Source organism: Galbibacter kalidii (assembly GCF_026241135.1).
In the GTDB taxonomy this organism is placed as follows: domain Bacteria; phylum Bacteroidota; class Bacteroidia; order Flavobacteriales; family Flavobacteriaceae; genus Galbibacter.
This window is the reverse complement of the sequence record NZ_JAPFGA010000016.1, coordinates 24,984-38,981: the sequence shown is the minus strand read 5'-3', so window position 1 is coordinate 38,981 and position 13,998 is coordinate 24,984. Positions and strand designations below refer to the sequence as shown.

Annotated in this window: 14 protein-coding genes; 6 read left to right on the top strand and 8 right to left on the bottom strand. The window is 38.5% G+C overall.

Features of this window, described 5'->3' with window-relative positions; genetic code table 11:
• The first annotated feature begins 46 nt into the window (after window positions 1-46).
• From OOZ15_RS15415 to OOZ15_RS15395, 5 genes are all read left to right on the top strand, one after another.
• Window positions 47-1,453: a S1C family serine protease gene (locus tag OOZ15_RS15415; protein WP_265957330.1), complete on the top strand. Its 1,407-nt coding sequence runs from the start codon at window positions 47-49 to the stop codon at window positions 1,451-1,453.
• 170 nt (window positions 1,454-1,623) lie between these two features.
• Window positions 1,624-2,238 carry a tRNA (guanine-N1)-methyltransferase gene (locus tag OOZ15_RS15410; protein ID WP_265957329.1) on the top strand — a complete coding sequence of 205 codons (615 nt, stop codon included), beginning with the start codon at window positions 1,624-1,626 and terminating at the stop codon, window positions 2,236-2,238.
• Between the two features lie 268 nt (window positions 2,239-2,506).
• Window positions 2,507-3,184, top strand: a complete 678-nt coding sequence (trmD, locus tag OOZ15_RS15405) for a tRNA (guanosine(37)-N1)-methyltransferase TrmD (protein WP_265957328.1) — start codon at window positions 2,507-2,509, stop codon at window positions 3,182-3,184.
• 191 nt (window positions 3,185-3,375) lie between these two features.
• Window positions 3,376-5,115 carry a DEAD/DEAH box helicase gene (locus tag OOZ15_RS15400; RefSeq protein WP_265957327.1) on the top strand — a complete coding sequence of 580 codons (1,740 nt, stop codon included), beginning with the start codon at window positions 3,376-3,378 and terminating at the stop codon, window positions 5,113-5,115.
• Between the two features lie 225 nt (window positions 5,116-5,340).
• Entirely contained in the window at window positions 5,341-6,099 is a 759-nt protein-coding gene (locus tag OOZ15_RS15395; protein WP_265957326.1) for a carboxypeptidase-like regulatory domain-containing protein, read from the top strand.
• Window positions 6,100-6,127: 28 nt separating this feature from the next.
• On the opposite strand, the gene OOZ15_RS15390 is transcribed toward OOZ15_RS15395, so the two are convergent.
• The 3 genes from OOZ15_RS15390 to OOZ15_RS15380 form a co-directional block, all read right to left on the bottom strand.
• A complete protein-coding gene (locus tag OOZ15_RS15390; RefSeq protein ID WP_265957325.1) occupies window positions 6,128-6,883 on the bottom strand; it encodes a hypothetical protein in 756 nt (251 codons plus the stop codon).
• Window positions 6,884-6,887: 4 nt separating this feature from the next.
• Window positions 6,888-7,298 (bottom strand): hypothetical protein, encoded by a 411-nt coding sequence (locus OOZ15_RS15385; protein WP_265957324.1) that lies wholly within the window; start codon window positions 7,296-7,298, stop codon window positions 6,888-6,890.
• 331 nt (window positions 7,299-7,629) lie between these two features.
• The gene (locus OOZ15_RS15380) at window positions 7,630-8,160 is read right to left on the bottom strand and encodes an NADPH-dependent FMN reductase (protein WP_265957323.1); all 531 of its coding nucleotides are present in this window, start codon (window positions 8,158-8,160) and stop codon (window positions 7,630-7,632) included.
• A gap of 237 nt (window positions 8,161-8,397) precedes the next feature.
• Between OOZ15_RS15380 and OOZ15_RS15375 the strand changes: the two genes are divergently transcribed.
• The gene (locus OOZ15_RS15375) at window positions 8,398-9,336 is read left to right on the top strand and encodes a serine hydrolase (RefSeq protein ID WP_265957322.1); all 939 of its coding nucleotides are present in this window, start codon (window positions 8,398-8,400) and stop codon (window positions 9,334-9,336) included.
• On the opposite strand, the gene OOZ15_RS15370 is transcribed toward OOZ15_RS15375, so the two are convergent.
• The 5 genes from OOZ15_RS15370 to cmk all read right to left on the bottom strand — a co-directional run bounded on the left by OOZ15_RS15370 (window position 9,330) and on the right by cmk (window position 13,964).
• Entirely contained in the window at window positions 9,330-9,932 is a 603-nt protein-coding gene (locus OOZ15_RS15370) for a hypothetical protein (protein WP_265957321.1), read from the bottom strand. The two genes, OOZ15_RS15375 and OOZ15_RS15370, sit on opposite strands and share 7 nt — an antisense overlap.
• A gap of 124 nt (window positions 9,933-10,056) precedes the next feature.
• Entirely contained in the window at window positions 10,057-10,551 is a 495-nt protein-coding gene (locus tag OOZ15_RS15365) for an RNA polymerase sigma factor (protein ID WP_265957320.1), read from the bottom strand.
• Between the two features lie 270 nt (window positions 10,552-10,821).
• Window positions 10,822-11,319 carry a GNAT family N-acetyltransferase gene (locus OOZ15_RS15360; protein ID WP_265957319.1) on the bottom strand — a complete coding sequence of 166 codons (498 nt, stop codon included), beginning with the start codon at window positions 11,317-11,319 and terminating at the stop codon, window positions 10,822-10,824.
• Between the two features lie 766 nt (window positions 11,320-12,085).
• Window positions 12,086-12,739, bottom strand: a complete 654-nt coding sequence (locus OOZ15_RS15355) for a TrmH family RNA methyltransferase (RefSeq protein ID WP_265957318.1) — start codon at window positions 12,737-12,739, stop codon at window positions 12,086-12,088.
• A 526-nt stretch (window positions 12,740-13,265) separates the two neighbouring features.
• Window positions 13,266-13,964, bottom strand: a complete 699-nt coding sequence (gene cmk / locus OOZ15_RS15350) for a (d)CMP kinase (RefSeq protein ID WP_265957317.1) — start codon at window positions 13,962-13,964, stop codon at window positions 13,266-13,268.
• Window positions 13,965-13,998 lie beyond the last annotated feature (34 nt).

Genomic DNA, 13,998 nt, shown 5'->3' with positions numbered 1-13,998 from the left:
CAGAAAATGACATTCAATAAATTAAAAATTTTAAAGATTTAAAGAGATGAAAAGATTTTTGAGTTTATTACTGGTTTCCGTACTTGGTGGGGCTCTTACTTTGGGCATCTACAAAATAGCTTTTGAAAAGGAAGTCACTTTTGTTGAAAACACAAGCGATCAACCAAAATTTGTAACCGCTTCCTACAATCCGGCAACTTTAGAAGCTACAGAAAATGTAGATTTTACAGAGGCTGCAGACAAAACCATTCACGCAGTGGTGCACGTAAAGAATTTGGCTCTCAGCAGGGGACCTTCCAGCATTATGGAGTATTTCTACGGATCAGGGGGAAAACCCAGGGCGCAGATAGGAACAGGCTCCGGGGTGATCATTTCTCCGGACGGGTATATTGTGACCAACAATCACGTGATCAACAACGCTACCGAATTACAGGTAACACTCAACAACAATAAAACCTATAAGGCAGAACTCATTGGAGCCGATTCTGAAACCGATATTGCCCTAATCAAAATTGATACAGAAGAAGATCTGCCCTATTTAATATTTGGCGATTCCGATTATACCAAGATCGGGGAATGGGTATTGGCCGTTGGAAACCCTTTCAACCTTACTTCTACGGTTACTGCAGGAATTATCAGTGCTAAAGCAAGGGATTTGAACGAAGCTGACGGTAAATTTCAATCGTTTATCCAAACCGATGCTGCTGTAAATCCGGGTAACAGCGGTGGTGCATTGGTAAATACTAATGGTGAACTGGTTGGCATCAATACTGCCATCACCTCACAAACCGGAGCTTTTATCGGTTATTCTTTTGCCGTACCTAGCAATATTGCCAAAAAGGTGGTTGAGGATATTATGGAATATGGCGATGTACAGATGGGTATCTTAGGCATCAGGGGGCAAGACCTGGGTGTTACCAACACTCTTGAAACCAAGTATAGCGAAACACAGGGGATTTTGGTTGCCGAAGTATTCCAAAAATCGGGAGCAGATAAGGCCGGTATTCGTTCCGGGGATATTATCAAACAAATAGATAATGTGAAAATCAACAAATTTTCAGACTTAACCGGATATTTAAGAAGCAAAAGACCGAATGACGAAGTAGACTTAACTATTATCAGAAATAACAGAACAAAGAAAATGCCTGTTGTTTTGCTCAACAACTCCTCATACAACTACAATATTACCGAAATCGGTATTTCTGTTCAGGAGCAAACAAAATCTGATATGAGAAAGTACAACAATAAAGACGGGGTGATTATTGCTGATGCCAGTGATTACAATAGAAGACTAGGTTTGGTCGGCAAGCTATTGATAGGCATTAACGACGAAAAAATCAAAAGTATAAGCGATGTGAAAGAAGCCGTGAAAAAAGCCAGAACTTATGGCACGATGAGTATTGTGACCATCAACAAAGATGGTGAGCAAGAACGTTTGGTCTTCCACGATTAAAAAAGAATTATTGCCTTCAAAAAAGAGCTTCTTCTCCCGAAGCTCTTTTTTTATGAACTCATTTTAATTTTTTTAACAAAAAAAACAATATGTTATTATTGTGCCCGTTAGCACTAAAAACTTAACTTTGCAATCCCAAAACAACATTTAATCGAAAGAAGACAAAGAAGATGATGAGAAAGACACTTATTACCGCAACCACATTATTCCTATTTTCAGTCTTTGCAATAACTGCTCAAGAGAAAAAAGAAGAGGAATTATCTTTAACAAAAGGAAGTTTAGACAATCAGTTTGAATATATCTTTCAAAAAGCAAACAACTATCAGGACTACAAGGTCGTGAAAAAAAATTGGCTTTATCTGTTAAAGAAGAATACTTTGGACTCTGTTGCCAGATTGGAAAATGAACTAGCAAGCTCTCAAGAGTTAACGACCACACAAAAGAAAAACATAGACAACCTCAATCAAGAGTTGGCCAAAACCAACGAACAACTTGCCGGTGTTACCGAAGAAAAAGACAGCATTTCATTTTTTGGCGCCTTGGTCAGCAAGCCGATCTACAAAGTGATCATGTGGGGTATTATTGTCTTGTTGGGTATAATTCTGGGATTGTTCATATATAAGTTCAAAAACGCGAACGTGGTTACACAGCAAGCCAAGAAATCCTTAGCGGATCTTGAACAGGAATATGAAGAACACCGCAGAAAAGCACTGGAAAGAGAACAAAAAGCCAGAAGACAACTGCAAGACGAGATCAATAAGCAAAAAATGACCAAATCAAAATAATCTTTTTAAACGAAAAGTAAAAGAGGCTGTCTAAAAAGTAATAAAACAAACAGTATATATGTCAGGTTGAGCGCAGTCGAAGCCTATTGGTTTTCAGCAACTATCATAGTTCTCGATAGCTACGTTTCAATGAAAATATATTTTCATCTCAATAATGCTCGAACTGACAGGAATAATCTTTTTGGAAAGCCTCTTTTTTGTTTAATCCCTTTATTTGTGGCTCAAACCGCTTATTTTTGTAAGCTGAAAACTTTTTTTGATAAACTCCATGCGAATAGATATTATAACCGTATTACCCCAACTCATTGAAAGTCCGTTTAGCGCCTCTATATTAAAAAGGGCTGTTGATAAAGGCCTTGTTGAAGTCCATTTTCACAACCTTAGGGACTATACCACCAATAACTACAAAACGGTGGATGATTATCAGTTTGGAGGTGGTGCCGGGATGGTTATGATGATCGAACCCATAGACAAATGCATCAGTAAACTTCAAGCTGAACGCAACTACGACGAAATCATATATATGACTCCGGATGGTGAGACCTTGAATCAGAAAATAGCCAATGAACTTTCGCTAAAAGGGAATATCATAATCCTATGTGGACATTACAAAGGAGTGGACCAGCGCGTTCGCGATCTTTTTATTACCAAAGAGATTTCCATTGGTGACTATGTCTTGTCCGGTGGAGAATTGGGAGCAGCTGTGCTTTGTGATGCCATTATTCGATTGATCCCGGGAGTGTTGAATGACGAAACCTCTGCCCTTACCGACTCTTTTCAAGATAATCTGCTCGCTCCACCGGTATACACCAGGCCGTCGGATTATAAAGGACACAAAGTTCCCGAAATCTTGTTAAGCGGTAATTTTCCAAAAATAGAAAAGTGGAGAGAAGAACAGGCCTACGCCAGAACCAAAGAAAGAAGACCGGACCTACTCAAAGATTGATGTTTTTTAAACGATCATTTTTTGCTGTGGAACACCGTTTTCCTTCAGATTGTATAAAAACGGATTGACAAGACCATTCCTTTTTACTAAAAACCTCATTATCAACAATAAGGCTAAAAAATAAAAATGGTTCTATATGGTGTAGTCTCGATTAATAAAACTACCTTTGCACCCTTATTTTAAATAGATATATGAATAAATTTGAACAATTAGGACTGAACGAACAGCTGCTCAAAGCCATTAACGACATGGGCTTTGAAACACCTTCTGAGGTACAGGAGAAAGCTATTCCGGTCCTACTGGCCAACGAGACCGATATGGTGGCTCTGGCACAAACGGGTACGGGAAAAACAGCTGCTTTCGGCTTTCCTATGATTCAGAAAATTGATGTAAACAGCAGAACTACACAAGGCCTTATTCTATCGCCTACACGTGAGTTGTGCTTACAGATTGCTAATGAATTAAAATTATACTCCAAACATATCCCATCACTGAATGTGGCGGCAATTTATGGTGGAGCCAGCATTAGCGAGCAGGCCAGACAAGTAAAAAGAGGGGCACAAATTGTTGTGGCTACCCCCGGAAGAATGAAAGACATGATAAGCCGCCGTATGGTGGACATCTCTAAAATTGAGTACTGTGTGCTTGATGAGGCTGATGAAATGTTGAACATGGGATTCTATGAGGATATCAGCGAAATCTTATCTCATACACCCAAAGAAAAAAACACTTGGCTCTTTTCGGCTACCATGCCTAAAGAAGTAGCGAGAATTGCTAAAAAATTCATGAAGGAACCACAGGAAATTACTGTGGGTACCAAAAATTCTGCTGCAGAAAACGTACAACACGAATATTATGTGGTAGGTGGAAGAGATCGCTATTTAGCATTAAAACGTCTTGCTGATACCAATCCGGATATTTTTTCGGTGGTATTCTGTAGAACAAAACGCGACACACAAAAGGTGGCAGAGCGTTTGATCGAAGATGGATACAACGCTGGGGCATTGCACGGAGATTTGAGTCAAAATCAACGTGACATTGTCATGAAGGCTTTTAGAGCCAAACAAATACAAATGTTGGTGGCTACCGATGTTGCCGCTCGTGGTATTGATGTGGATGACATTACACACGTAATCAACTACCAATTACCGGATGAGATCGAAACCTATACACACCGAAGTGGTCGTACAGGAAGAGCCGGAAAATCCGGGATATCCATGGTGATCATCACCAAAAGTGAGTTGCGTAAAATTCACTCCATTGAACGCATTATCCAACAGAAGTTTGAAACTAAAAAGATTCCGACTGCTGATGAGATCTGCGAAATTCAGCTCTATCATTTGGCGAGCAAAATCAAGAACACCGAAGTTAATCAGGAAGTGGAAAACTACCTGCCGGCTGTAAACGATGTTCTGGAAGGAATTGACCGTGAAGAATTGATCAAGAAAATGGTATCGGTTGAATTTGGACGATTTGTCGAATACTACAAAAAAGCAGGAGATATCAACGTATCTGCCAATGGTAGTCCACAGGATTTTTCTTCAGAAGGAAAAGTACGCTACTTTATCAATGTAGGTTCGCGTGATGGTTATGACTGGATGGTCCTTAAAGATTTCTTACGTGAACAACTGCAACTGGGCAAAGATGATATCTTTAAAGTTGATGTAAAAGAGAGTTTCTCTTTTTTCAACACCAATGCAGAACACAGCGAAGCGGTGCTTCAAATGTTCTCTGAGTTTAAAATGGATGGCCGATTCATCAACGTGGAAATTTCTAAAAATACCCGAGGTGGTGGTGGTTCCCGCAGAAAAGGCGGCGGAGGAAACAAAAGAGGCAAAAATAAAGGCTTCGGAGAAAAACGTTTTGGGAAAAAAGGCGGAAAGGGTAATTTTTCCGGTGGAGGAAAGCGAAGATCCCGAAAAAAGTTTTAATAAATTACTTTAGAGGAGTTCCGTAGCTACCAATAGCTATTGAAACTTACTTAATGAGTTAATTATAAATTAAAAATGCGCTTCATGGCGCATTTTTTGCTTTTGTTTATTACTTTTAGCCACTATTGTAATCAATAAATAAGCTACCGGTCTATGTGTGATACCTACTCATAAACAAATCACATTCTTTAGGCATCAGCTTTCTTTTTTAGTATGTTTGAAGTAATGAAAAAAATATTTTTAATACTGACCCTTTTTACGGTTTGCTTTGCCTTCTCTCAGGAGAACGAAGACCTTAGGGGCATGGTTATAAACTCAAAAGACAAGCTTCCCTTGGATAATGTTCATGTATTGAACCTGAACCAGGTGATTGGCACCATTACCAACGAAGAGGGAGAGTTCACTATTCCTGCGCGTGCCAACGACACCTTGTATTTTTCGTATCTCGGTTTTAAATCCATTAAAATTCGCGTCACCAACGATATGTTGAAATTTCAAAACCCTACAATCGAGTTGACCGAATTGGCTTATGCCTTAGAAGAAGTGGTTGTTCGCCCGTTCCAACTTACGGGATATCTGGAGATCGACGCCAAGAACATCCCTATCAACGAATCGGCGCGGTATAGCATTTCCGGTTTAAATATTGGTTATGAAGCCGGTAATAGGAATCCGGGTGCATTTTCAAAGGTTTTGGGCTCTATTTTCAATCCGGCAGATTTTCTCCACAATCTCTTTGGCAAAAAACCAAAACAGATGCGGAAACTGCGAAAAATGCAGGAAGATGACAAAATACGCAACCTTCTGGCATCAAAATTCGACCGGGAGACCCTAACAGCACTTTTACAAGTTGAAAAAGTTGATATTGACGAGATATTGCGGAATTGTAATTATTCAGACGGTTTTATAGAAACGGCCAATGACCTGCAAATCCTCGACGCCATCAGTAACTGTTATGAAGAATACAAAGTATTGAACCGGGATTAATGTCTCCCAACACTACTTGATTCATTATTTATTCTTTTATCATTTTATAGAGTACTTTTCCGTTTTTTACAGCTACAATCATACCCTCATATTCTTCACTGTATATTGCTTCGAGTTCGTATATGGTCAAGGTATCGGCAGAAAATTCAAATCCATACGGGTTACTATCCCCACTATGGGATTCTAACCTAAGCTGATCTCCATCCAAATCAATAGTATGAGGTTCAGATAAAAGCACATTATAGCCCGATACAGTATCTATCCCTATAACCTTACCTTCTTTTGTTAACTCAACTTGTTTGCCTTTCCAATTGTATGTACCGGCAAAAAGGAATTGCTCAGCAATATTTTCACGATGGGTTTCGTCATTGTTGAATTTTATAAATTCCCCCTCTTCAGTTTTCAATATGTCATTTTCAAGACTGAGGGTTAGTTCTCTTTCATCACCATAGGCATGAATACTGAATTTTCCATCTTTCCTTTTTACAGTGTCCACTTCGGCTTCGTCAAAATACCAAATAACCCATGCCACTTGGTTTGTCTCTTCCGGCAGCGTTAGCACAGGTATACCAACAACATCTTGGGAAGCAATAGGAGATTTGGTTTCAAGGAGTTTGTCAAGGTACTTTTTGTTGACCCAATTCCCACCAAAGCCGGTCGGTTCTCCCCCAGAAACTCTTGTGGTGTCTGATAAATCTTGTTTAGCGGTTGTTTTATTTTTTTTGGTGGGTTGATTGCAACTTGTAAGGACAAGTATCGACAGTACTACTGTTAGCTTTTTCATTTTTTTAGTTGATTTTATCTTCAGTTTTTGGATGTTTGAACAAAATTATTCCGAAGGATATTCCGAACACGGCATAAAACACTACCACAACCCACATCACAACACTAACAACAGGTGTAACTTCAGGATTGGAAATCATCCCTTTTATCAAAGCCAACCCTCCTACCAAGAAATGGGAAAAATTGGCAACAGCAATCGGACGGTTGTATATCCCTCCTATTCTACTTTTCCTGACCATCCAGTTGAGCATTCCAAAACCAAAATAAAGTGCGCCCAGGATTTGTATCAGAAATAAGCTCATGTCACTCACAGCCATATCCAGATAGTTTATTGTCTTTTCAGGAATAAAAATCAGGGCTACTCCCACAGTCCACATCATATCCCCGCTAGCAGTCATTATAAATTTAGTATCCATATAGTTCGCGTTTAGTTTTAATCCGTTGTGGGATTTAAAAACACCGTCAGTTTGTCCCAAAAATTATCGGGATTCCGAAAGAAAAAAGTATCGAGAACAGATTTTTTAAAATCCGTAACGCCTTTTTATGCTCTAATTTATTTGCTTATTGTCGGTTCTGTTTTTACACAACAAAACCTAATTTGTGGGGAGATACTTCTGGTTAGTTGCAAAACCTTATAAAATGTTACAGAAAACATATAAGTTTTTCACAATATTGTTTGTACTGAATTGATTTTAAGCTAGTTTTAAACATAAGATTAGGGTTTATATTTTTGTTTACTGATACTATTTATCCTTTTAAACTGACAAACGCCTGAACAAACTTTTCCAATTCATTCTTCGTTTTATCATCCAAGATCTCCCCGTCACTGTTTATCTTTCCTCTTATTCCCGGAATCAATAGCGTTGTTTCTTCAGTGAAATGAGTTTGAACCGTCTCCATGATCAATTTCAACTCTTCGTGTGCTTTTTGCCCACTTGCTGAAGCTGTTATCAGTCCTATCGGCTTGTCGGAAAACACTGTGGTTGATACGCACCACTCTATCACATTTTTGAGTCCGCTTGGAATGCTAAAAACATATTCCGGGGTACAGATGATAATTCCGTCTGCGTTTTCAATCTGACTGCGGAATTCAATCACCTCATCAGGGACATTGTCATCGGTCAGTTCCGTTCTAAAATGCGGTAGTTTGCTTAAATCATCTATTAATTTTAAATCAAATTCTGATTTTCCAAGTTCGGCTATGACCTTCAGAATAAAAAGATTGGAAGAATTCTTACTTGCACTTCCATTGATTCCGATTATGTTTCTTTTGTCCATTCAATAGGTATATTCAGTGATATAAACTTAAGGAAAATCCTAGTGGGGGGAAGTGTTACCTCTAATTAGTTACAAGAATTCTTAAAATGTTACAGATAATTTATAAGGATTATTCTCCATGTTCTCGTATTTAACTGATTATGTGCAGCTTTCAGCATAAAAATTAGCTCTTTGATGCGTCTTTTTTTGAGAAGTTTCGCTTAATTTTAGAACTCACTTAAACAAAAGAGAAAAATTATGCGGTTTTTAATTGTACTGTTTACTTGTTCATTTTTATTCACGAATGCCCAAGAACAAAACACCAAGGTGGCAGATTATTATCAAATCGATGAAGAACTAAACGATCAACTTCAAACTATAGTTTCCGATTTGGGAATAGACGGGGAGTATTATTGCGGTGAAGAAGATGGTTGGGAACGCATCTCCTTTGCAGTGATCTATGAAAAAGACGATCAAGCCTATTTGAGTGGTGTAAACTACGACAACTTTATCTATCCGGCCTCCATGTATAAAATGTATGTAGCTGCCGAGGTATTGAGTCAGATTTCTGATGGAGATTATGATCTGAATACCACACAAATCGTGCGTTCGCCAAACGATGTGGATACAAAAAAGGAAATCCCTTCCGATCCCCGACCGTTACTACGGGACAAAGACACCGTAACCACTCAATATTTGCTGGATCTAATGATTACCCGCAGTGATAATTCGGCTGCCAATTGCCTAATCGATCTGGCTGACCGGAAACAGATCAATGAAATGATGCACCAACACAACTGGCAAGGAAGTGAAGTCACCCGCAAGTTTTTAAGTCAGAAACTCGAAGACAAGGACTATTTAAGTGTTCGTGGCACGGAAACCAGTGCGCTACATGCGGCTGACTTCTTATACCTGATCAATAAGGATAAATTGATAAATCCGTGGGTAAGCCGACAAATGAAAACATTTTTAGGTCGTCAATTGGACGATTCCAAACTGGTACAAGGCCTGCCCGATTCGGCTATGTTTTATCACAAAACAGGCTGGTGGAGTCACTGGACGATCGATGTCGGGATTGTAACAGACGGAAAACAGGAATACATCATCGCACTTTTAATGCCCATTGAAGAAGAAAAAGCACTGCCCATTTTTAAAGAAATCGGACAGCGCGTGCATCAGTTGATGGTTGATTATTGATTGATTTCAGAAAGCATTTCTTCAGTCGCATTCAATACTTTGTTGTAAGACTTCATTACCCAATAGGCGAAGACTAAAAAGAACAAAATCGAAAACGGAAAAATAAGTGTCCAAAAATAGGGTGTTTCACTAATGTTTTTACCCTGTATTGCTGAAAGCACAGGAACAGAAATCAGTAGAAGGAACAATCCTAGTGATACGTTCAGTTTTTGAAGTTTCTGAAACCTGATTTTTTGTTTTCCAAAATGATTGATTGCCTCCAAATAGGTTTTAGACGAGATCTCTACATTTTTCATTATACGTACCGATTTCAAGGAAATAACAGGCAAAATAAAAAGCAATAGAATAGCAATGATCGTAAAAATCTGCATGAGTGTTTCCTCTATTTTTGCAAAATTCACGATCAAGTATGCCGCTCCTATATAGCAAATAATGGTTCCGGCGTATTCTGAATAACTAATTTTGTTCAATTTTGAATGATACTTTTGTTGTGTCATTTTCTCTATAATTTGATCGGTTTGTAATTCTTGTTTTTCTACCCTCTTACTAAGCTCATTCCAGGTGTTTTTCATTTCTTCCAATTCCATAATTTTCATTATCAAGTTAAATAGTTTTTGTGAACTTTGGCCACGAATACACCAATTACATTTTCCTCCCCTCCTTTGGAGGGGTTGGGGGAGGAAAATATTTGTGTATTCGTGGCTAGACACTCATATTGATTTAGTTTTTCGAAGAACTCATTTCTGATTTTAATTTCTTTTTGATCCTCGAAATCTTTGTTCCAACGTTAGTAGTAGTTATCCCCACTATGGAAGCGATTTCTTCATAACTCTTTCCTTCCAGATACAGAAGGATAATCCCCCTTTCCAGTAGGTTGAGTCTTTGGATATGTTCATAAAGTAATTTTATCCGCTCCTCTTCTACTTTATCCTTGGTCTCATCAAATCGGTCTGTTTTGAAATCGATGGGGACGGTTTGAATTCTTTTTTTGGTTTGTTTTAAATGATAAATGGCCGTATTAAGCGCCACCCGGTACATCCACGTACTCAGTTTTGACTGCTCTTTGAACGAATCAAAGGATTTCCAAAGCTGATAGACAATTTCCTGATACAAATCTTTTCTGTCCTGTTCACCATCAGTATAAAGTGTCGTGACCTTAAAAATCAGACCTTTATTTTCTTTAATTACTTTGGTAAACCGGGCTTTTAAATCCATTAAAAAATTAACTTCAACGTATTAGTGTATGAAGTTCTTAAAAAATCACAATAAGAATGGAGTTTTTTTGAATGAAGGTGTTGTTTAAATGAAAAAGGTAACTATGGAAGGTAACATTTTATAATTTATGGGATTGTGCAACGGCTTTGGCTAAGAAATGTGGGGTTTTGGAAGGCATATTTCTCAGCCGTATACCGAGTTTTATTGTGTTTTTAAGGTCATTTTACTCTATCTGCCCGCATGTTTTCTTAGCCGATGCTGTAGCGAGTTTTAATCTAGAAATAGTTGAAGAAATTTCAAGTCGAGCCATTTATCAAATTTAAATCCGACTTCTTTAAAAGTTCCAATTTCTTGGAACCCAAATTTTTTATGGAAGTCAATACTCTTTTCGTTTAACCCGTCAACTCCGGCTATCATCATGTGAAACCCGCCTTCTTTTGCAAGTTCAATAAGTCTTGATATAAGTTTTTTTCCAACCCCATTCGCTCGAGAGTCCTTACTTACATAAATTGAATGCTCAATGCTGAATTGATAGGCGGCCCAAGGTCTAAAGATTCCATAAGTCCCAAAACCAACCACTGTGGTATTGTTTTCAGCCACGATTACTGGCATTCCATCCGCCTTTTTTTGTTCGAACCATTTAAGTTGTTGGTCATAAGTCCTCTTTTTATAATCGTACAGTACCGTTGAATTGAGTATTTCGTAATTCACAATTTCCAGAATTTTATCTATGTCCTTTATCTCAGCTTGTCGAATTTCTATTTCCATTTCTTTTAAATTGGCTACAACTTATATAATACCGCATACCCCTCCTAAAATCAGTTGGATATACACAAGATCACATATATTCCTTTCAAATATAACCATTTTCTTTAGAGGAAATAAAGAAGCTTTTAGGTCAAAAGATGCCCCATTTAGGTCAAAAGGTGTCCCGTTTAGGTGTAATCATGTTCCTTTTAGCGAAAAAAGTGAAACTTTTAGGTCTTATCGTGAAGTTTTTACGAAGAAAAACCAAAGTTTTAACCAAAATGCCCAAAACTTTGGGTATTCCGCTCAAAATTTTAGGTGTCGAGGCCAAACAGGATATGATTTTGATGAAACATTTCATGAAATAACCTAAACGAATGATGTTTGGCGTTAAAACTTTCAATAGAGACCCCAAACGATTGGTTTTTATACCCAAAGTTTTAGGTATCGACCCTAAAGTTTTAGGTTCGGAACCAATTCTGTCCTAAATAAATTTTTATCTGTTCATTTTTTCCATTGATGAAAAAACGAACCAAAAAAATCTAGGCTGACGATAAAAACATAAGAAAATACTACGGAATCCCCAGCCACACCTGCCTGCCGGCAGGCAGGGATAAAAATAACTCACCGCTGCTTCCTTGATTTTCAATATTTTTATCGTAGGCCGGAACCAAACCACAAACGTTAAAATTTCATCTAAACCTTAGCAAATTCAGTATGTTAAAAAAATTCAATAAAAACGTTTTGGACGCTATTTGTTCGGAACCTAAATGGTTCGGCATTCGGCCTAAAACTCTCCTTCAAACCTTTTAAGCACATCCTCAACACTTCGAATGGACTTTTTTGTCCAATCAATTCGCTTTTTCAGGATTTCTTCTTCACTCAGCTGCCAATCGATATCAGAACGGCGTAATCTCGTGCTCAGGTTTTGCAGAATGATAGCTGCGGAGACCGATATATTCAAACTTTCAGCGAAGCCGGACATGGGAATTTTTAAATAGTCATCGGCATTTTCCATGATATAAGGGGTGAGTCCGTCTCTTTCCGTACCAAAAAACAAAGCAGATTTTTGTTCGATATCAAAATCTTCAAGCGTACAGGCATGAGTATGAGGTGTAGTGGCTATAATTTGATAGCCTTTTGCTTTCAAGGTTTCCACACAAGAAGGCGCATTTTTATAACGATGGGTATCTACCCATTTCTGTGACCCCATGGAAATCTTTTTATCCAGATCTTTCTCAAAACGTTCCTCTATAACATGTAGCTGCTGAATCCCAAAGGCATCACAACTTCGTATCACAGCACTGGTATTGTGCATCTGGTACACATCTTCCATCGCCACCGTAAAATGATTGGTCCGCTGCGCTAAAATCTCCAAAAACCTTTGTTTGCGCTCTTCGGTGATAAATCTTTCCAAATAATCGAGAAGCTTCAAACTCATTTTTTTTACAGTTATGGTGTTACGAAGTTATCTTGTTATGTTGTTACGAAGTTATGTTGTTATGGAGAATATTGAAAAAGAAATTTGATTTGAAGTGCTTAAAACCGACTTCTCGTTTTAGACGAAGATGGGAATGAATCCGCTTTGGCGGAGAAAGGGGTGTTGTGAAATCCCAAGCTTTTGGTATAAACACCAAAACATCTGTTTTCTTCCAATGGTCAGGGATATCAAAACCCTCCGTCTTCAGTTCTGCTATCGCAATCTGCTTCAATCCACCCGCCCGCCAGCTGGCCTGTCGCTGGAGGCTGTCTAAAAAGTCTGAGCGAACTTGATTTGTCAGTCTGACATTTGAATCTACGGCTTTTTACAACAGCTTCTTTAACGCTCCGTCCTATCACAAGGGAGGAACCACTTTATCACTTTAATTATTATTTAGTAAATGATATCGAAATAGAAATACCAAGGTCAACCTATATCAGTACATGTTTCCGTCTTCGGACTTCGATCTCCCGTCTTATTTCATACTTCACTCCCCATTAATAATCCGCATCGCGAAGTTGTAGATACGTTCAAACTGTTCTTTCAAGCCCATATCACTATTGTCAAATTCGATAGCATCATCGGTTTTTGTCAGCGGAGAGGCTTCACGGTGTGAATCGATATAATCCCTGTTTTGAACATTTTCCAGCACGGCTTTGTACTTCACATCTTCTCCACGGTCGATCAATTCTTTATAACGCCGGTGTGCTCTGGTTTCGGGTGAAGCCGTCATAAAAAGTTTTAATTCAGCATCCGGAAAAACCACGGTTCCGATATCCCGACCGTCCATAACCACGCCTTTGTCCTTCCCCATTTTCTTTTGTTGTTCTACCAACTTCTGGCGTACTTCAGAAATGGTCGCTACCCTACTTACTACATTCGATATCCGTAAAGTGCGGATCTCTTTTTCCACATTTTCACCGTCCAGATACATCTCTGCAACCCCGGTTTCCTCATTCAATCTGAAATCCAACTTGATATACGGCAACATCTTGATAAGTGCTTCGATCTTCTCTTCTTCCTTATCAGCCGATATAAATCCGTTTTCCAGTGCATACAAAGCCACCGCCCGATACATAGCCCCGGTATCTACATAAATGTATCCCAGTTTTTTTGCCAATTGCTTGGCTATGGTACTTTTCCCGGTGGAGGAATAGCCGTCTATGGCAATGGTTATTTTTTTCATGTATTGGTTTTTATTATGTTGGTCTAATATACCA

Bases quoted from the DNA above. Each gene is read 5' to 3' on its own strand.
- OOZ15_RS15415 (WP_265957330.1), top strand. From the start codon at position 47: ATGAAAAGATTTTTGAGTTTATTACTGGTTTCCGTACTTGGTGGGGCT.
- OOZ15_RS15410 (WP_265957329.1), top strand. From the start codon at position 1,624: ATGATGAGAAAGACACTTATTACCGCAACCACATTATTCCTATTTTCA.
- trmD (WP_265957328.1), top strand. From the start codon at position 2,507: ATGCGAATAGATATTATAACCGTATTACCCCAACTCATTGAAAGTCCG.
- OOZ15_RS15400 (WP_265957327.1), top strand. From the start codon at position 3,376: ATGAATAAATTTGAACAATTAGGACTGAACGAACAGCTGCTCAAAGCC.
- OOZ15_RS15395 (WP_265957326.1), top strand. From the start codon at position 5,341: ATGAAAAAAATATTTTTAATACTGACCCTTTTTACGGTTTGCTTTGCC.
- OOZ15_RS15390 (WP_265957325.1), bottom strand. From the start codon at position 6,883: ATGAAAAAGCTAACAGTAGTACTGTCGATACTTGTCCTTACAAGTTGC.
- OOZ15_RS15385 (WP_265957324.1), bottom strand. From the start codon at position 7,298: ATGGATACTAAATTTATAATGACTGCTAGCGGGGATATGATGTGGACT.
- OOZ15_RS15380 (WP_265957323.1), bottom strand. From the start codon at position 8,160: ATGGACAAAAGAAACATAATCGGAATCAATGGAAGTGCAAGTAAGAAT.
- OOZ15_RS15375 (WP_265957322.1), top strand. From the start codon at position 8,398: ATGCGGTTTTTAATTGTACTGTTTACTTGTTCATTTTTATTCACGAAT.
- OOZ15_RS15370 (WP_265957321.1), bottom strand. From the start codon at position 9,932: ATGAAAATTATGGAATTGGAAGAAATGAAAAACACCTGGAATGAGCTT.
- OOZ15_RS15365 (WP_265957320.1), bottom strand. From the start codon at position 10,551: ATGGATTTAAAAGCCCGGTTTACCAAAGTAATTAAAGAAAATAAAGGT.
- OOZ15_RS15360 (WP_265957319.1), bottom strand. From the start codon at position 11,319: ATGGAAATAGAAATTCGACAAGCTGAGATAAAGGACATAGATAAAATT.
- OOZ15_RS15355 (WP_265957318.1), bottom strand. From the start codon at position 12,739: ATGAGTTTGAAGCTTCTCGATTATTTGGAAAGATTTATCACCGAAGAG.
- cmk (WP_265957317.1), bottom strand. From the start codon at position 13,964: ATGAAAAAAATAACCATTGCCATAGACGGCTATTCCTCCACCGGGAAA.